At 71.2% G+C, this 18,136-nt stretch carries 16 protein-coding genes; 12 read left to right on the top strand and 4 right to left on the bottom strand.

The window, feature by feature from the left end; genetic code table 11:
• Positions 1 to 20 precede the first annotated feature (20 nt).
• The 6 genes from AC06FP_RS01685 (at position 21) to AC06FP_RS01660 (ending at position 6,718) form a co-directional block, all read left to right on the top strand.
• Positions 21 to 1,403, top strand: coding sequence for a TolC family protein (locus AC06FP_RS01685; protein ID WP_478074245.1), 1,383 nt, complete (start codon positions 21 to 23; stop codon positions 1,401 to 1,403).
• Positions 1,400 to 2,410, top strand: a complete 1,011-nt coding sequence (locus AC06FP_RS01680; protein ID WP_478074244.1) for an HlyD family secretion protein — start codon at positions 1,400 to 1,402, stop codon at positions 2,408 to 2,410. The genes AC06FP_RS01685 and AC06FP_RS01680 overlap by 4 nt, the downstream gene beginning before the upstream one ends.
• Positions 2,395 to 3,579, top strand: a complete 1,185-nt coding sequence (locus tag AC06FP_RS01675; protein ID WP_478074243.1) for an ABC transporter permease — start codon at positions 2,395 to 2,397, stop codon at positions 3,577 to 3,579. Before AC06FP_RS01680 ends, AC06FP_RS01675 begins: the two co-directional genes overlap by 16 nt.
• Positions 3,576 to 4,685, top strand: coding sequence for an ABC transporter permease (locus AC06FP_RS01670; protein ID WP_478074242.1), 1,110 nt, complete (start codon positions 3,576 to 3,578; stop codon positions 4,683 to 4,685). The genes AC06FP_RS01675 and AC06FP_RS01670 overlap by 4 nt, the downstream gene beginning before the upstream one ends.
• Before the next feature lie 226 nt (positions 4,686 to 4,911).
• Positions 4,912 to 5,973, top strand: a complete 1,062-nt coding sequence (locus tag AC06FP_RS01665) for a metal-dependent hydrolase (RefSeq protein ID WP_478074241.1) — start codon at positions 4,912 to 4,914, stop codon at positions 5,971 to 5,973.
• A 145-nt stretch (positions 5,974 to 6,118) separates the two neighbouring features.
• Positions 6,119 to 6,718, top strand: a complete 600-nt coding sequence (locus AC06FP_RS01660) for a nitroreductase family protein (RefSeq protein ID WP_456117055.1) — start codon at positions 6,119 to 6,121, stop codon at positions 6,716 to 6,718.
• A gap of 252 nt (positions 6,719 to 6,970) precedes the next feature.
• Here the strand turns inward: AC06FP_RS01660 and dusB are convergent, their stop codons facing one another.
• The 3 genes from dusB to AC06FP_RS01645 all read right to left on the bottom strand — a co-directional run bounded on the left by dusB (position 6,971) and on the right by AC06FP_RS01645 (position 10,394).
• Complete coding sequence (gene dusB / locus AC06FP_RS01655) at positions 6,971 to 7,957, bottom strand: tRNA dihydrouridine synthase DusB (RefSeq protein ID WP_456117054.1); 987 nt, start codon at positions 7,955 to 7,957, stop codon at positions 6,971 to 6,973.
• Between the two features lie 128 nt (positions 7,958 to 8,085).
• Positions 8,086 to 9,039 carry a ribokinase gene (locus AC06FP_RS01650; protein WP_456117053.1) on the bottom strand — a complete coding sequence of 318 codons (954 nt, stop codon included), beginning with the start codon at positions 9,037 to 9,039 and terminating at the stop codon, positions 8,086 to 8,088.
• A 56-nt stretch (positions 9,040 to 9,095) separates the two neighbouring features.
• Positions 9,096 to 10,394: a NupC/NupG family nucleoside CNT transporter gene (locus AC06FP_RS01645; RefSeq protein ID WP_456117052.1), complete on the bottom strand. Its 1,299-nt coding sequence runs from the start codon at positions 10,392 to 10,394 to the stop codon at positions 9,096 to 9,098.
• 133 nt (positions 10,395 to 10,527) lie between these two features.
• On the opposite strand from AC06FP_RS01645, the gene AC06FP_RS01640 reads away from it, so the two are divergent.
• From AC06FP_RS01640 to AC06FP_RS01625, 4 genes are all read left to right on the top strand, one after another.
• Entirely contained in the window at positions 10,528 to 11,568 is a 1,041-nt protein-coding gene (locus tag AC06FP_RS01640; RefSeq protein ID WP_478074240.1) for a potassium channel beta subunit family protein, read from the top strand.
• Positions 11,569 to 11,693: 125 nt separating this feature from the next.
• Positions 11,694 to 11,891, top strand: coding sequence for a hemin uptake protein HemP (hemP, locus tag AC06FP_RS01635; RefSeq protein ID WP_456117050.1), 198 nt, complete (start codon positions 11,694 to 11,696; stop codon positions 11,889 to 11,891).
• Between the two features lie 145 nt (positions 11,892 to 12,036).
• Positions 12,037 to 14,220 carry a TonB-dependent hemoglobin/transferrin/lactoferrin family receptor gene (locus AC06FP_RS01630; protein WP_478074239.1) on the top strand — a complete coding sequence of 728 codons (2,184 nt, stop codon included), beginning with the start codon at positions 12,037 to 12,039 and terminating at the stop codon, positions 14,218 to 14,220.
• Between the two features lie 76 nt (positions 14,221 to 14,296).
• Positions 14,297 to 15,229, top strand: coding sequence for a DUF6607 family protein (locus AC06FP_RS01625; protein ID WP_478074238.1), 933 nt, complete (start codon positions 14,297 to 14,299; stop codon positions 15,227 to 15,229).
• Between the two features lie 61 nt (positions 15,230 to 15,290).
• Here AC06FP_RS01625 and AC06FP_RS01620 read toward each other — a convergent pair whose 3' ends face one another.
• Positions 15,291 to 15,644, bottom strand: a complete 354-nt coding sequence (locus tag AC06FP_RS01620; protein ID WP_478074237.1) for a DMT family protein — start codon at positions 15,642 to 15,644, stop codon at positions 15,291 to 15,293.
• 141 nt (positions 15,645 to 15,785) lie between these two features.
• Here AC06FP_RS01620 and AC06FP_RS01615 point away from each other — a divergent pair, with 141 nt between their 5' ends.
• Positions 15,786 to 16,499 (top strand): response regulator transcription factor, encoded by a 714-nt coding sequence (locus tag AC06FP_RS01615; protein ID WP_057505422.1) that lies wholly within the window; start codon positions 15,786 to 15,788, stop codon positions 16,497 to 16,499.
• A 101-nt stretch (positions 16,500 to 16,600) separates the two neighbouring features.
• Positions 16,601 to 17,902, top strand: coding sequence for a sensor histidine kinase (locus tag AC06FP_RS01610; protein WP_456117046.1), 1,302 nt, complete (start codon positions 16,601 to 16,603; stop codon positions 17,900 to 17,902).
• Positions 17,903 to 18,136 lie beyond the last annotated feature (234 nt).

Below are 18,136 nucleotides of genomic sequence, written 5' to 3'. Positions count from 1 at the left end.
TGGGGAAAGGAGCATCCGCGGTGGCAGGCAAGCAGCCGACAACGAGGGGACGGGCGCGGCTGGTAGCAGCAGCCTGCCTTCTGCTGGCGGGCGGCGGCGCCGCCGATGACGCGCCGGTACTGAGTTTCGAGCAGGCGCGCGAACGCCTGGAGCAGGTGTCCGACGCGCTCGCCGCGGCCCAGGCCGGGGTGCGCAACAAGCAGGACCTGCAGGACGCCACCCGCTACCTGCGGCTGCCGGAAATCACCGGCGACGTGCGCCGCATGCAGTTCCAGAAGACCCTGGAACTGCCGCTGGGGTCGCTGGCGCCGGTGGCCGAGGCGTTCGGCATCGAATCGCCGCTGCGCTTCGTCGAGCGCGACTGGCGCACCCGCCCGATCGTCACCGCCAGCGTGCCGCTGTACAGCGGCGGGCTGATCCCGGCGGCGCAGCAGGCGGCGCAGGCGGCCACCGCGCAGGCGCAGGCCGAACGCGAGGCGCAGCGGCAGTCGCTGGCGCTGCAGCTGGTGCAGGCCTACTTCGGCCAGCAGCTGGCCGGGCAGGCGGTGCAGGTGCGGCGCGAGGTGCGCGACGGCCTGCAGCGGCACCTGGACGACGCGCTCAAGCTCGAGCGCGAGGGCTTCGCCAGCCGCGCCCAGCGCCTGCAGGCCAACGTCGCCCGCGACAAGGCCGAGCGCGACTACCAGAAGGCGCTCAACGACCTGGCCACCCTGCAGCAGGCGCTGGCCACCCTGCTGCGCAGCGGCGGCGCGGTGGCCACCGCCTCGCCGCTGTTCGTGATCGACGCGCCGCTGGGCGCGCGCGAGGAGTTCGAGCGCAGCGCGCTGCAGCGCCACCCGCAGATCGAGCGCCTGCGCGCGCTCGCCGCGCAGGCCGAACAGGGCGTGCGCGTGCAGCAGGCCAGGCTCAAGCCGCAGGTCTACCTGTTCGGGCAATACGACCTGCACCGCCGCGACGCGCTGCTGACCGACGCCGACTGGGCGTTCGGCATCGGCCTGCGCTACACCTTCCTGTCGCCGACCGCGCGGCCGCTGCAGGTCAGCGCCGCGCGCGCGCAGCTGGACCAGGCGCGCGCGGGCGTGGGCGAGGCCGAGAACCAGCTGCGGCTGGGCGTGGCCAAGGCCTGGAACGAGCTGGACACCGCGCGCACCCAGTTCCGCCTGCTGGACAGCAGCATCGCCCAGGCCGAGGAAAACCTGCGCCTGCAGGAGCTGTCCTTCCGCGAAGGCCAGGCCACCTCGCTGGACGTGATCGACGCGCGCCTGGCGCTGGGCGGCGCGCGGGTGGAACGGGCGCAGGCCGCCTACCAGTTCGACGTGGCGCTGGCGCAGCTGCTGGAAGTGAGCGGGCAGATGGAACGATTCGACGACTACCGCCGACGTGCGGACAAGGTGCTGGAATGAGCGACTCCCTGGGACAGGGCGCGGGCCCGCGGCATCGCCGCGCCTTCGCCATCGGTGGCGGCCTGTTGTTGGTACTGGTCGCGCTCGGCCTGTGGCTGGGCCTGCGCACCCCGGCCGACCAGGTGCAGGGCATGGCCGATGCCGACAACGTCAACGTCGCCGCCAAGGTCACCGCGCGGCTGCAGAAGCTGCACGTGCGCGAGGGCGACCGGGTCGCGGCCGGGCAGGTGCTGTTCGAGCTGGACAGCCCGGAAGTCGCCGCCAGGGAGCGCCAGGCCGACGCCGTGGTGGCCGCCGCGCAGGCGGTGGCGGAGAAGGCCGAGGAGGGCGCGCGCAGCGAGGACATCCGCGCCGCCGAGGCCAACTGGAAGCGTGCCGTGGCCGGCGCCGAGCTGGCCACGGCCACCTTCCGCCGCGTGGACAACCTGTTCCGCGAAGGCGTGGTGACGCGGCAGAAACGCGACGAGGCGCAGGCGCAGGCGCGCAGCTCGGAGGAGCTGGCGCGCGCGGCAAAGGCGCAGTACGACCAGGCGCTGGCCGGCGCGCGCCGCCAGGACAAGACCGCGGCGCTGGCGCAGGTACAGCAGGCCGAAGGCGCCAGGGCCGAGGTCGAGGCCGCGCGGCAGGAAACGGTGGGCCGCGCGCCACTGGCCGGCGAGGTGGGCAAGCGCCTGTCCGACATCGGCGAACTGGTGCCGGCCGGCTACCCGGTGTTCACCCTGGTCGACATCGACCATATGTGGGTGGCGCTGACCCTGCGCGAGGACCAGTTGCACGGGCTCACGCCGGGCGCGACGCTGCAGGGCACGATTCCCGCGCTGGGCGGGCGCAGGGCCGCGTTCGAGGTGTACTTCATCAGCCCGGCCGGCGACTACGCCACCTGGCGCAGCACGCGCCAGTCGTCCGGCTACGACGTGCGCAGCTTCGAGGTGCGGGCGCGGCCGCGGCAGCCCATCGATGGCTTCCGCCCGGGCATGAGCGTGCTGTTCGCATGGCCGCAGGGCTGACAGCGGGCACGCTTGCCGCGTTCTCCGCCGCGCTGCGGCGCGAACTGCGCCATTGGCGCGAGGACCGCTGGGAACTGGCGCTGGTCACGCTGATGCCGCTGCTGCTGATGGCGCTGATGATGTGGCTGTTTTCCGCCTCGGTGCTGCGCCAGGTGCCGGTGGCGCTGGTGGACCTGGACGGCAGCGCGGACAGCCGCGCGCTGGCGCGCGCCATCGACGCCAGCCCGGGCGTGGCCATTGCCAGCCAGCCGGCATCGCTGCCGCAGGCGCAGGCGCAGCTGCGCGCGCTGGAGGTGTTCGCCATCGTGCTGGTGCCGCGCGACATGAGCCGGCGCGCGCTGCGCGGCGAGGCCGCGCCGGTCTACGCGTTCTACAACGCCACCTACATGGCCACCGGCCAGTCGGCCGCGCGCGACATCGCCGACGCGGTCGGTGCCTTCAACGCGCGCATGCTGCGCGAGCGGATCGGCCGCCAGGTGGGGCCGGCGCGCCTGCGCGCGGCGCCGGTGACGGTGCAGGCCACGGTGCTGCACAACCCGGCGCGCAGCTATGAACTGTTCCTGCTGCCGCTGATCTTCCCGGCGGTGCTGTCGCTGCTGGCCGCGCTGGCCGCCGGCGGCGCGGTCGGCCGCGAGCGCCGCGATGGCCGGCTGGCCGCCTGGCTGGGCGCGCGGCCTTGGGCCGCCATCGCCGGCAAGCTGGCGCCCTACGTGGCGCTGTTCTCGCTGTATGGCGCGCTGGGCGTGCTGTACGTGGCCTGCGTGCGCGGCGACGGCGTGGCCGGCAGCCTGTGGCTGCTGTTGCTGGCGCAGCCGCTGTTCTACCTGGCCTGCTGCTGCTTCGCGCTGCTGTTCATCGCCGTCACCCGCGACATGGGTACCGGCCTGTCGCTGGTGGGGCTGAGCATCGGCACCGCGCTGGCGTTTTCCGGCGCCACCTTCCCGGTGATCGAGGCGCCGCTGTTCACCCGCGTGTGGAACGCGCTGCTGCCGCTCACCGCCTATGTGCAGGTGCAGATGCAGCAGCTGTTCATGGGCGCGCCGTGGGCGCTGTCGCTGCGGCCGCTGGGCGTGCTGCTGCTGATGGCGGCGCTGGCCGGCGGCCTCGGCGCGCTGCTGCTGGTGCGGGCCGCGCGCCCGCCCGCCGATGCGCCGCCGGTGCCGGCATGAGGCGCGTCGCCGCCACCTTCCGCGCGACGTTGCAGGCGGTGTTCGCCGATTCCTCGGCGCGCGCGGTGATGATCGGCGCGATCCTGCTGTATTCGTTCTTCTACCCGGCCGCCTACCGCCACCAGGTGGCCAGCGACCTGCCCATCGCGGTGGTCGATGCCGACCGCAGCGCCACCAGCCGCGACCTGGTCCGGCATATCGACGCGCTGCGCGCGGTGCGGGTGGTGGCGCAGCCGGCGGACCTGGCGCAGGCGCGCGCGCAGCTGGAAGCCGGGCAGGTCGATGGCATCGTGCTGATCCCGGCACGGCTGGAGCGCGACATCCTGCGCGGCGGCAGCGGCCAGCTGGTGCTGCTGGGCAATGGCGCCTACCTGAGCCGCGCCAGCGCCATCCTCAACGGGCTGGCCGAAGCCGTCACCGCCTTCGCGCGCGGGCAGGCGGTGCGCCAGGCCGCCTTCATGGGCGCGCCGCAGGCCGCGCCGCTCCAACTGGTGCAGCGGCCGCTGTACAACACCCGCGAGGGCTATGGCAGCAGCGTGGTGCCGGGCGTGGCCGAGCTGATCGTGCACCAGACCCTGCTGCTGGGCATCGGCGTGCTGCTGGGCAGCCGCCGCGCGCAGCTGGGCCGGCGCCTGCATTTCGCGCCGCCGGTGCTGCTGGGCATGGCGGCGGCGTTCGCGCTGGTCGCGGTGTGCGGGCTGCTCTACTACGCCGGCTTCACCGCCTGGGCGCAGGACTATCCGCGCGGCGGCAACGTGCCCGGCCTGCTGCTGGCGGTGCTGCTGTTCGCGTTGGCGACGGTGCCGTTCGGGCTGTGCGTCGGCAGTTTCTTCCGCACCCGCGAGCGCGCGTTCCAGTACGTCACCGCGGTCTCGATCCCGCTGTTCTTCCTGTCCAACCTGTCGTGGCCGGCGCTGGCCTCGCCGCCGGCGCTGGTGGCGTTGGCGAAGCTGCTGCCGACCACGCCGGGCATCAACGCCATCGTGCGCACCCAGCAGATGGGCGCACGGCTGCCCGAGATCGGCGGCGAACTGCTCAACCTGCTGCTGCTGGCGCTGCTGTACGGCGCGCTGGCGCTGTGGCGGTTCCGTCCACCGCAACCGTAGGAGCGGCTTCAGCCGCGAAGAGGCTTTCCCAACGGAATCAAGCTCCCGGTCTGCGGGAACAGTCATTGGCAAGCCCCTCGCGGCTGAAGCCGCTCCTGCGAGGTGGGCCGGGCGGCCAGTGGGCTGGAATGGCTGCGTACGTCGAGTGCTCGGTGTTCGTCGGGGCCGCTCCTTCGGCCGAAGCGGTTCCTGCGGGAGGAGGGCAGTGGAACGGCATAATGCGGGCATGGATTCCCTGACCCAGATCGTCCTCGGCGGCGCGGTCGCCGCCGCCATCGCGCCCGCCGGCCACCGCCGCGCGGCCCTGCTCGCCGGCGCCGCGCTGGGCACCCTGCCCGACCTCGATGGCCTGCTGATCGCCGCCTTCACCGCGGACCCGGTCAGCCTGATGACCGTGCACCGCAGTTTCAGCCATTCGCTGTTCGTGCTGCCGCTGCTGGGCACGCTGATCTGGTGGCTGTACCGGCGCTTCGGCCACGGCCGGGTGGCGGCGGCGCCGGCGCGCTGGTGGTGGGCCATGGTGCTGGCGCTGGTCACCCATCCGCTGCTGGACGCCTTCACCGTCTACGGCACGCAGCTGTGGTGGCCGCTGATGCCGCACCCGACGATGTGGTCGAGCGTGTTCATCATCGACCCGCTGTATACCGTGTGGCTGGCGCTGGGCTGCGCGGTGGCGTGGTTCGCGCGCGCGCGTCCGCTGGCGCAGCGTGCGCTGGTGGCCGGGCTGGCGCTGAGCTGCGGCTACCTGGGCTGGTCGCTGCTGGCCAAGGGCATGGTCGAGCGCGAGGCCGACCGCGCGCTGGCGGCGATGGGGCTGGCCGACGCGCCGCGCTTCTCGGTGCCGATGCCGTTCAACACCCTGCTGTGGCGGGTGGTGGCGATGACCCCGCAGGGCTATGTGGTCGGCGACCGCTCGCTGTGGGCCGACCACGGGCCGATGCGCTTCAACGGCCATCCTTCCAACGTGCAGGCGCTGCGGCAGGCCGCGCCGGTCCCGGCGGTGGCGCGGCTGCAGTGGTTCAACCGCGGTTTCATGCGCGCGCAGGTGCTGGACGGCGAACTGGTGCTCAGCGACCTGCGCATGGGCCTGGAGCCGGACTACAACTTCAGCTTCGCCGTGGCCCGGCAGGACGGCGACGGCTGGGTCGCGATCCCGCCCCGGCAGCTGCGCCCGGTTTACCGCGAGGCCGGTGGCCGCGCGCTGCTGGAGCAGCGGCTGGCGCGGGTCTGGCACCGTATCTGGAACGATGAGGGCATTGCGCCCGCGGAGGTGATGGCTGGCGGATAGAAGGTTTCCGGACAGGAAAAGTCATTGTTTTGAATTTGGAACAAATAGTGGTTTCTATGCTGTTTGTCCTGAATTTGATGGCAATTACACTGGCGCCCAATCCACGAACGGCCGCCTGCCGGCTTTCCTTCCTTCCGGAGTCAACATGAACAGCCAAGCCATTGCCCTGTACAAGCAGCGCCGTTCCCAGTACGCGCTCGGTCGCAACCTGCCCATCGGCCAGGACGCGGTCACCGACTTGATCAAGCATGCCGTGCGCGAGGCGCCGTCGGCCTTCAACTCGCAGCCCACCCGCGCGCTGATCCTGCACGGCGCGCAGAGCGTGAAGTTCTGGGAGCTGGTCAAGGACGCGCTGCGCCCGATCGTGCCGGCCAACGCCTTCGCCGCCACCGAGGGCAAGCTGGACAGCTTCGCTGCCGGCGCCGGCACCGTGCTGTTCTTCAACGACGTGGACGTGACCAAGGGCCTGCAGGACCAGTTCCCGTTGTACGCCGACAACTTCCCGGTGTGGGCCGAGCACGCCAATGGCATCGCCCAGTTCGCGGTGTGGACGGCACTGGCCGAGGCCGGCGTCGGCGCCAGCCTGCAGCACTACAACCCGCTGGTGGACGAAGCCGTGCGCCGCGAGTGGGGCATCGCCGCAAACTGGCAGCTGCGCGCGCAGATGCCGTTCGGCTCCAACGAAGCTCCCTTCGGCGAGAAGAACTACATGGAAGACGAGGCCCGCTTCAAGGTCTTCGCCTGACCCTTCCGGCGCGCGCCTCCCCCCGCGCCGATCCAGGCCCGCCGGCTCCGCTGGCGGGCCTTTTTGTTGCGGCCTTCTCATGGCCGCAAGCCTTCGGCTTCGCCTGTGGGGAAGCCCGAAGGCCGCGCAGATCCGTGGCCGTGCCGCGTAATCGCAAGCGCGGGATCGGGGCGTCGCAGGTGCGGGGCTGGCCCCGCGCACGCAAGCCCCCGCGGCAACGCCCCATGCGGGGCCAGCCCCGCCTCTGCGGAATCAGGCGGCCAGCGGCTGCCCGGCGATCAGGCCGTCGAAGTAGTCGCGGGTCAGGCGCAGCTGCGCCTCGGCGCTCTCGGCGGCATTGACCACGGCGCGGAAGGCCGCGTTTTCCGGCCGGTCCTTCGCGTACCAGCCCAGGTGCTTGCGGGCGATGCGCACGCCCTGCGGCTCGCCATAGAAGGCATGCAGGTCGGCGAGGTGGCCGAGCAGGATGTCGCGCACCTCCTGCAGCGTCGGCGGCGGCAGTTCCTCGCCAGTGGCCAGGTAATGCGCGATCTCGCGGAAGATCCACGGCCGGCCCTGCGCGGCGCGGCCGACCATCACCGCATCGCATCCGGTATGGGCCAGCACCTGCGCGGCCTTGCGCGGCGAATCGACATCGCCGTTGGCCAGCACCGGGATGTCGAGCATCGCCTTGATCGCGGCGATGGTGTCGTACTCGGCGCTGCCGGTGTAGTGCTGGTCGCGGGTGCGGCCGTGGATGGCCAGCGCGGCGATGCCGCTGTCCTGCGCGATGCGCGCGATGGCCGGCGCGTTGCGCACCTCCGCGCACCAGCCGGTGCGGATCTTCAGCGTGACCGGCACCTCCACCGCGCCCACCACCGCCTCCAGGATGCGCGCCACCAGCGCCTCGTCGCGCATCAGCGCCGAGCCGGCCCAGGCGTTGCACACCTTCTTGGCCGGGCAGCCCATGTTGATGTCGATGATCTGCGCGCCGTGGTCGACGTTGTAACGCGCCGCCTCGGCCAGCTGGCGCGGTTCGGTGCCGGCGATCTGCACGCTGATCGGCGCCGGCTCGCCGGCGTGGTCCATGCGGTGGATGGATTTGCGGGTATTCCAGAAGCGCGGGTCGGAGATGGTCATCTCCGAGGCGGCCAGGCCCGCGCCCAGCCGCTTGCACAGCTGCCGGAACGGCTTGTCGGTGACGCCGGCCATAGGCGCGAGCACCACGTTGGGCGCAATGGTGTAGGGACCGATCTGCATGCGGCGCATTGTAGTGCCCTGGGCCGGCAGCCTGTTTCCGCCCGCGTAGGAGCGGCTTCAGCCGCGAAGGGCTTCACCGGTAGAGCCTCTTCGCGGCTGAAGCCGCTCCTACGGGAGGGGGCGGCCGCTCAGCCGGCGTCGGCCGGCGTCATGCGCGGCATCGCCGCGGCGGCGCCCTCGCTCTCGGTGGAGCGGGCGGCGTACTGGTTGGCGAAACGCACGTGCTTGATGAAGGCCGCGTCCGGCGCCTGCGCCAGCGAGGCGACCAGCGCGCCGTTGAAGGCGTCGCCGGCGCCGGTGGTGTCCACCACCTGCACCGATTCGGCGGCCACGCGGTAGTAGGGCTGGCTGTCGCCGCGCAGGCGTTCCTCGTCGTGCGAGACGAACACGCCGACCGCGCCGAGGGTGACCACCACGGTGTTGCCCGACAGCTTGCGGCACAGCGCATGCAGGCTGGCGCCGTCCAGCGCGGCCACGTCGTCGGCCTCCACGCGCTCGCCGACGTGGCGGCCGAGCAGCGCGGCGAACTCGGTTTCGTTCGGGGTCAGCACGTCGGCCAGCTTGAGCAGGCCGATGGTCGAGGGCGCGTTGGCCGGGGCGGCGTTGAGCACGGTCAGCACGCCGGCTTCGCGGGCGACGCCCAGCGCCGCCTCGATCGACTCCACCGGCGATTCCAGCTGCGCCAGCAGCACCCGGGCGCCGCCGATCAGCGCCGCGTTGGCGGCCATGAATTCCGTGCTCAGCGAGGCGTTGGCGCCGGGGCCGATGACGATGGAGTTGCGGCCGCGGCTGTCCACGTAGATGCCGGCGGTGCCGGTGGGTTCGCTGCTGGCCTCGGCGGCCAGCGCGATGCCGTCGGCGGCGGCCAGCTGGCGCGCCAGCGCGCCGCCGGCGTCATCGCCCAGCGCGCAGACGAAGGTGATGTCGGCGCCGGCGCGGCGCGCGGCCACCGCCTGGTTGAAGCCCTTGCCGCCGGGGCCGGTGCTGTAGCGCCCGGCAATGGTCGCCCCCGGCGCGGGCAGGGCATCGCAGCGCCAGACGTGGTCGACATTGAAGGAACCGGCAACGACAACAGACTTCATGGAATCTACTTCTCTTCGGATAGCGGTGGGGGAGCCGGAAGGGACAGCGCCGGGGCTCAGCCGAAGTGGCTGAGCACGCCGGCGATGGTGGCCGTCATCAGCGTGGCGATGGTGCCACCGAGCACCGCGCGCAGGCCGAACTTGGCCAGGTCGTGGCGGCGGTCCGGGGCCAGCCCGCCGATGCCGCCGATCTGGATGGCGATCGAGCTGAAGTTGGCGAAGCCGCACAGCGCGTAGGTGGCGATCAGGCGGCCCTCGTCGCTCAGCGCGACGCCGGCGACATTGCCCTTGATGATCTCCGACAGCTGCAGGTAGGCGACGAACTCGTTGATCACCACCTTCTGGCCGATCAGCGAGCCCACCGTGGTGGCGTCGGACCACGGCGTGCCGATCACCCAGGCGATGGGCGCCAGCACGTAGCCGAAGATGGTGGCCAGGTTGGTCGGCTTGCCGATGGCCTGGGCCAGGCCGGTGACTTCGCCCAGCCAGGTCAGCGGCGCGTTGAGCAGGGCGATCAGGGCGATGAAGGCCAGCAGCATCGCGCCGATGTTCAGCGCCAGCTTCAGGCCGTCGCCGGCGCCGGCGGCGGCGGCGTCGATGATGTTGGAGGAGGTCTTCTCCACTTCCATCTTCACCGTGCCGCGGGTCAGCGGGGTGCCGGTCTCGGGCACCAGCAGCTTGGAAATCACCAGGGTGGCCGGCGCGGCCATGATCGAGGCGGCCAGCAGGTGCTTGGCGTAGAACGCCTGCGCCGCCGGGTCGCCGCCGCCGAGCATGCCGACGTAGGCCGCCAGCACGCCGCCGGCGATGTGCGCCATGCCGCCGATCATCATGGTGATCAGCTCGGACTGGGTCATCTTCGGGATGTAGGGGCGCACGGTCAGCGGCGCCTCGGTCTGGCCGATGAAGACGCTGGCGCAGACGCTGGTGGTCTCCGCACCGGACACGCGCATCACCTTGGTGATCGCCCAGGCCATGACCTTGACCACCGCCTGCATCACGCCCAGGTGGTAGAGCACGCCCATCAGCGCCGAGAAGAAGATGATGGTCGGCAGCACCTGGAAGGCGAAGATGAAGCCGTACTTCGGCACGTCCATCAGGCTGCCGAAGATGAAGCTGGAGCCTTCGTTGACGTAGCTCAGGATCTTGACGAAGCCCTGGCCCAGCCAGTCGAACACGTCGCGCCCGCCCGGCACCAGCAGCACCAGCGCGGCGAAGGCGACCTGCAGGGTGATGCCGGTGGCGACCAGCTTCCAGTCCACCGCCTTCTTGTTGTTGGAAAACAGCCAGGTGATGCCGATGAGCACCGCCAGACCGAACAGGCCGAAGCCGATCCTGCCCAAACCTTCGACCATGAGTATTCCCCGGGCCAGCCCGCAAAAGCGGCAAGCCTAGTGCAGCGGCCAGTGCCGGGCAACAATCCTGATGCCCGCCGGGGGCAACGGCGGCGATCAGGCCGTCATCGGCAAGGTCCGGGGCGTTATCGGCATGGCAGCGGCGGTTACACTGGCGGCCCCGTCCGCGCCGCCCGCGCGCAACGCGTTCCAGGAGCCTGCCATGCACTACCGCCGCCTCGGGTCGTCCGGCCTGCAGCTTTCCGCCCTGTCCTTCGGGGCCTGGGTCACCTTCGGCGGCCAGATCGCCCGTGGCGAGGCGCGCAACCTGATCGCCGCGGCCTGGGACAACGGCGTCAACTTCTTCGACAACGCCGAGGTCTATGCGCAGGGCCGCGCCGAGCAGGTGATGGGCGACGTGATCGCCGACCTGCGCCTGCCGCGCGATGGCTACTGCGTGTCCAGCAAGGTGTTCTTCGGCGCGGCCGAGTCGCCCAGCCCGCTGCAGCGCGGGCTGTCGCGCAAGCACGTGCACGACGCCTGCCACGCCGCGCTCAAGCGCCTGCGGGTGGACTACCTGGACCTGTACTACTGCCACCGCCCGGACCCGGAGACGCCGATCGCCGAGACCGTGCAGGCCATGGACGTGCTGATCCGCCAGGGCAAGGTGCTGTACTGGGGGACGTCGGAATGGTCCGGCGCGCAGATCGCCGAGGCGGTGGCCTTCGCCCGCGGCAACGGCCTGCATGCGCCGACCATGGAGCAACCGCAGTACAACCTGCTGCACCGCGAGCGGGTGGAACGGGAGTACGCGCCGCTGTACGCCGACGCCGGCCTGGGCACCACCATCTGGTCGCCGCTGGCCTCGGGCCTGCTGACCGGCAAGTACAACGACGGCATCGCCGCCGACAGCCGGCTGGCGCAGACCACCATGGACTGGCTGAAGGACGCGGTGCTGGGCACGCCGGAGCAGGACCGGCTGGGCAAGGTGCGGCGCTTCACCGCGCTGGCCGCGGAACTGGGCGAGTCGCCCGCGCAGCTGGCCATCGCCTGGTGCCTGCGCAACCCGAACGTGTCCAGCGTGATCCTGGGCGCCAGCCGGGTTTCGCAGCTGGAGGAGAACCTGCGCGCGCTGGAGGTGCTGGCGCGCCACGGCGAGGACGTCTGGCACAGGCTGGAAGCCGCATTCGACTGAGGCGGCCGCGGTCGGGGCGCCTTCACCCCGGGCGAGGGCGGCCGGGCGGAAAATTCTCGACGCCCTCTTGCGTCGCGGATGAGAATCATTATCATCAATTCCGTCCCCGCCACGGAACCGCCGCGATGTTCGCCCAACCCGTCCTGCTCCGCCCCCGTACGCTGCACCTGCCGCAACGTCCCGCCCCGCAGCAGCTGGCCGCCGATGGCGCCATCGACAGTGGCGCCCTGCTCAAGGGCCAGCGCGAGATCCTGATCCGCCATGGCGACCGCGTGTATCGCCTGCGCCACACCAGCAACGACAAGCTGATCCTCACCAAGTAAGCCCCGGCCGCATTCGCCGCCAGCCGGCGCGCCGCTGCGCGTCATGCCCGCCTGAATCGCAACGCTCTCTCCCCCTCGGCCGCGGCCGGGCCGCTGCTGCGGCCGGCCGCTCCGCCGGGGGTCAACCTTTCGATTCCAGGTACCCATGATCCGTCCTGCTGCCTTGAGCGTCGCCCTGTGGGCGGTGCTGTCCCCCGCCCGTGCCGAAACCGCTGCACCGGCCGATGCCCACCAGTTCGACCGCGTCCAGGTCACCGCCACCCGCACCGGGCGCGCGGTCGGCGACGTCGCCGCCACGGTCGACGTGATCGACCGCGAGCAGCTGGACCGGCAGCTCGCCCACGACATCGGCGACCTGGTCCGCTACGAACCCGGCATTTCGGTGACCCGCAGCGTGGCCCGCTTCGGCCTGGGCGGTTTCCGCATCCGCGGGCTGGACGGCAACCGCGTGCTGATCCAGACCGACGGCATCGCCATGCCCCGCAGTTTCGCCATCGGCAGCTTCGCCAGCGCCAACCGCGATTTCACCGACCTGGAAACGCTCAAGCGCGTGGAAATCGTGCGCGGCCCGGCCAGTTCGCTGTACGGCTCGGACGCGCTCGGCGGCGTGGTCGCCTTCGTCACCAAGGACCCGGCCGATTACCTGGAGGACGGCAAGGGCCGCCATGTCGGCCTGAAATTCGGTTACGACGGCGACTGGCAGGGCCTGCTGGCCGGCGCGACCGTGGCGTTCGGCGACGGGCGCTGGAGCGGCATGGTCAACGCCAACCACCGCCAGGGCCAGGAAACCGGCAACAAGGGCCGGGTGCGCAGCCGCGACAACACCCGCACCGCGCCCAACCCGCAGGACCGCGACGGCCGCAGCGTGCTGTCCAAGCTGGTCTTCGCGCCGGACGAAAGCCAGCGCTTCCGCCTGACCGTGGAAGGCAACGAGGATGTCACCGATACCGACGTGTATTCGGCGATCGACCACGCCACCACTACCGGCATGAAGGCGCACGACCGGCAGACCCGCGCCCGCGTGTCCTTCGCCCACGAGATGGATGCGCTGGACGCCGCATTCGCCGACAGCCTGCGCTGGCAGCTGTACCGGCAGGACAGCGAGACCACCCAGATCACCGACGAAGACCGCGCCAACCGCAGCCGGCGCCATCGCGAGTTCAATTTCGACCAGCGCGTGTACGGCGCGCAGGCGCAGTTCGACAAGGGCCTGGCCACGGGAACGGCCGAGCACACGCTGACCTGGGGCTTCGACGGCGCATGGACCGAGATCCGCCAGAAGCGCGACGGCTACCAGGTGCTGGCCAACGGCAGCACCAGCAGCACGATCCTGCCCGATGTGTTCCCGGTGCGCGATTTCCCGATCAGCCGGACCACCGAGCTGGGCCTGTACGTACAGGATGAAATACGTTTCGCTGGCGGCAACGTGTCGCTGGTGCCGGGCGTGCGCGTGGACCACTACCGGCTCTCGCCCGAGGCCGATGCGATCTTCAGCGGGGACAACCCCGGTGTCGCGCTGGCCTCGCTGCGCAAGACCAGCGTGTCGCCGAAGCTGGGCATGGTGTGGCGCCTGGACGAACGCTGGTCGCTGTTCGCCGGCTACGCGCGCGGCTTCCGCTCGCCGCCGTACAACGACGTCAACCTGGGTTTCACCAACGTGATGTTCGGTTACACCGCCATCCCCAACCCGGACCTGAAACCGGAAACCAGCAATGGCCTGGAACTGGGCCTGCGCTACCTGGGGCCGGTGCTGTGGGCCAGCCTCGGCGGCTACTGGAACGACTACCGCGACTTCATCGAATCGCAGCGCTACGTCGGCACCAACGCGCAGGGGCTGATGGTGTTCCAGTCGCAGAACATCGCCGATGCCCGCATCCACGGCGCGGAGCTGAAGGCCGGCGCCGACCTGGGCGCGTTGAGCGACAGCCTGGCCGGCTGGTCGCTGCGCGGCGCGGCGGCGTGGTCGCGCGGCCAGAACCGCAGCGAAGGCGTGCCGCTGGATTCGGTGGACCCGCTGCGCGGCACCCTCGGGCTGGCGTACGACCGCGACGACTGGGGCGCGGAACTGGCCGGCAGCTTCGCCCGCCGCAAGCACCGCGTCGCCAGCGCGGACGCGTTCCGCCCCGCCGGCTACGGCGTGTTCGACCTGATGGCGCACTGGCATTTCGCGCCGGGCGCCACGCTCAACGTCGGCGTGTTCAACCTGGCCGACCGCCACTACATCGACTGGTCCAGCCTGGCCGCGACGCTGTCGGCCTCCAGCGGCGTGATCGACCGCTACGGCAACCCGGGCCGCACGCTGTCGGCCAGCCTGTCGCTGGCCTGGTGAGCGGCCCCGCACCCTTTCCTCCCCCGATGGAGCGCCAGCGGCCATGGATGGCCTTCCTTCCACGAGAGAACCCACGATGAAACCGCATTGCGCCAGCCTGCTGCTGTTGTGCGCCACCGCCGGCGCCCACGCCGCGCCCGCCGACCCCGCCCGCGACCACGACGCCATCCTGCGCATGCAGGGCGAATACACGGTGGATTTCGCCTTCGACGAAACCGTGCTGCTCCAGCCCGGCTACGAACGCGCCCCGGCGATGCGCAGCGGCGGCAACGAACTGGTGGTGGTGGTCGAGGACACGCCCACCCGCATCGTGCTGCAGCACCTGCTGGTGGATGCCAGGAGCGGCCACGTCACCAAGCACTGGCGGCAGGACTGGACCTACGAGGCGCCGACCCGCTTCGAGTTCAGCGCCGACCAGACCTGGCGGGTGCGTGCGATCCCGGCGTCCGTCACCCGCGGCGCCTGGACCCAGTGCGTCTACGAAGTCAGCGACGCGCCGCGCTACTGCGGCACCGGCCGCTGGAGCTACGACAACGATGTGCCGACCTGGACCAGCGACCCGGGCTGGCGCCCGCTGCCGCGCCGCGAGTACACCCGGCGCAGCGACTACAACGCGCTGGCGATGGTCAACCGGCACACGCTCACGCCCGGCGGCTGGACCCACGAGCAGTTCAATACCAAGGTGCGGCGCGACGCCGACGGCACGCAGCACGAGATCGCGCGCGAGTTCGGCTTCAACGACTACGTCCGCACGACGGACGTGGATTTCAGCCCGGCCCGCGACTACTGGAACGCCACCGCCGGTTACTGGGCGCGGGTGCGCCGGCACTGGGACGGCCTGCTCGGGCAGGCGCCGGGCGTGCGCCTGAAAACCAGGGTGGACGGCATGGCGATGATCATCCCGCTGTTCACCCAGGCCGCGGACGTGCAGGCCGGCAAGCGGGTCGAGGACCGGCAGATCGACGAGGTGTTCGCCGCCTGGGCCGAGAAGGCGCCGGCCGGAGACTGAACGCTGGCGCGGCGGCGTCCGCGGGGCCGGCACGGGCCGCCCCGCCGGGCGCCGCGCGCGTTCACTCCTTGAACATCAGCAGCGCGGCGACCACGATCAGGGCGAACGCCGCCCAGTGGTTCCATTTCAGCGGCTGGCCCAGGTAGGCCGCCGAGAACCCGGCGAACACCAGCAGGGTGATGACCTCCTGCATGCCCTTGAGCTGCGGCGCCGAGTAGACGGCCGCCCCCAGCCGGTTGCCCGGAACCTGCAGGCAGTACTCGAAGAAGGCGATGCCCCAGCTGACCAGGATCACCGCCAGCAGCGGTGCCGAGCGGTATTTCAGGTGCCCGTACCAGGCGACGGTCATGAACACGTTGCTGGCGACCAGCAGCAGTACCGGGTACAGATAGGCGGTGAAGGGCGGGCTGGGCATGTCCGGGTCCGGGGGGCGGGGCGCGCATAGCATAGGGGCAGCACTGGCTGGCCGGACGGCCCGCCCGTCGTCGTCTTTTCTTCACATGGGATCCACCCCGGGTACGGCATCTTTCACAAAGCTGAAGAACGAGGAGGCTCCATGCGACAGACCAAGGAATCGTCCGGACTGGTGCTCGTCATCGAGGACAACCGAAACATCTCCGAGATGATCGGCGAGTACCTGGAAGGCAAGGGATTCGAAGTGGATTACGCCTGCGATGGCCTGGACGGCTATCGCCTGGCGGCGGAAAACAGCTATGACGTGGTGGTGCTGGACCTGATGCTGCCGCGCCTGGACGGCATCGAGGTGTGCCGCCGCCTGCGCAACGAGGCGCGCAAGTCCACGCCGGTGCTGATGCTGACCGCGCGCGACACGCTGGACGACAAGCTCACCGGGCTGGGCTTCGGCGCCGACGACTACCTGACCAAGCCGTTCGCCATCCAGGAGCTGGAAGCGCGGCTGCGCGCGCTGATCCGCCGCGAGCGCCGCCAGGTGGGCGCGGAAGTGCTGAAGGTCGCCGACCTGGTGCTGGACCCGGTCAGCATGCGCGCCACCCGCGCCGGCACCGAGCTGCAGCTTTCGCCCATCGGCCTGCGCCTGCTGACCATCCTGATGCGCGAATCGCCGCGCGTGGTGACCCGCCAGGAGATCGAGCGCGAGATCTGGGGCAACGGCCTGCCGGACTCGGACACCCTGCGCAGCCATCTGTACAACCTGCGCAAGATCATCGACAAGCCGTTCGACCGGCCGCTGCTGCACACCGTGCAGAGTGCGGGTTACCGCATCGCCGACATCGCCCAGCCGATGGGCTGAACATGCGGTCGAACGCACTCCGTCGCGAAGGGAAGGGCCGTGCCGCGGCCCGTTCCCGGGTGCGCTTTCCTTAACCGCACAGGATCACCGACGGGGCTGCAATGCTGCACGGGTTGCCGCGCAAGATCAGGACCGCTTTCATGCTGCAGGCGCTGCTGGCCGGCCTTGCGGTGCTGCTGGGCGGCTACCTGGTGCTGCTGGTGGTCAAGTTCGGCCTGGTCAACGCCGTGCTCAAGGAGGAGGCCGCGCACTTCTGGGAGCTGCACGAAGCCTCGCCGGTGCAGCCGCCGCCCAATACCAGCAACATCCGCGGCTACCTGCTGGAGACCGGGCAGTCGCCGTTGAGCCTGCCCGCGGACCTGCGCGCGCTGGCGCCGGGCTTCCACGAGGTCGGCGACGCCGACGAACTGGTGCTGGTGGACGAAAAGCCCGCCGGCCGGCTCTACCTGGTGTTCCTGCGCTCGCAGGCCCAGCGCCTGGCGTTCTGGCTGGGAGTGGTGCCGGTGCTGCTGATCCTGCTGGCGGTCTACGGCGCCTCGTGGCTGACCTACCACGTCTCGCACCGCGTCGTGTCGCCGGTGACCTGGCTGGCGCGGCGTGTGTCGCAGTGGGACCCGCAGTACCCCGACGCCAGCGAGCTGGCGCCGGAGCGGCTGCCGTCCGACGTGCAGGGCGAGGTGCGGCAACTGGCCGGGGCCCTGCACACGATGGCCGGGCGCATCGGCGACCATGTCGCGCGCGAGCGCAATTTCACCCGTGACGCCAGCCACGAGCTGCGCACGCCGCTGACCGTGATCCGCATGGCCAGCGACATGGCGCTGGGCGTGCAGGAACTGAGCCCGGGCCTGCAGCGCAGCCTGCAGCGCATCCAGCGCGCCGGCCGCGACATGGAGGCGCTGATCGACGCGCTGCTGATCCTCGCGCGCGAGGCCAATATCGAGCCGCAGGCCGAATGGGTCGACGTCGCCGACGTGGTCCGCTACGAAGCGGCCAACGCCCGCGGCAGCCTGGCCGGGCGGCCGGTGGAGCTCGAGGTCCACGTCGCCGCGGCCAGCCCGCTGCGGGTGCCGCCGCAGGTGCTGCACGTGGTGATCGGCAACCTGCTGCGCAATGCCTGCAATTACACCGACGTCGGCCGCGTCGACGCCTACGTGGAGGCCGACCGCGTGGTGGTGCGCGACACCGGCATCGGCATGTCCCCCGAAGCGCTGGCCCGGATCTTCGAGCCGTTCTTCCGCGTCGAGCCGGAACGGCGCCAAGGCCATGGCCTGGGCATGCCCATCGTGCACCGGCTGTGCGAGCGTTTCGGCTGGCGCATCGAACTGGACAGCGCGCCGGGGCAGGGCACGACGGTGACGGTGCGCTTCTCCCGCCCGTCCCCGGCAGACGGCCCGGCCGGATAGCCGGCGACCCGGGCCGGGGCGTGGTCAGGCGCACGGCGCCCGCGCGATGCGGCGTCGACAGGCCGGCGCCGGCCATTGCCATCTCCAGGCGGGGCCCACCCGCAGCGGCGCCGGCTCCCGGAAGAAGGGAGCCCCGCGCCGTGACGGCAGGGCGCCGACGGGGCGCCTGTGGCAGAATCCCGCGCTGTTCATCGTCACGGCCGCCCGCATGGATCCTTCCCGTTCCCGCCCTGT

Source organism: Stenotrophomonas sp. Steno-Z2 (assembly GCF_056393235.1).
Note: the sequence above shows the minus strand (reverse complement) of the source record. Positions and strands in the feature narration are given on the sequence as shown.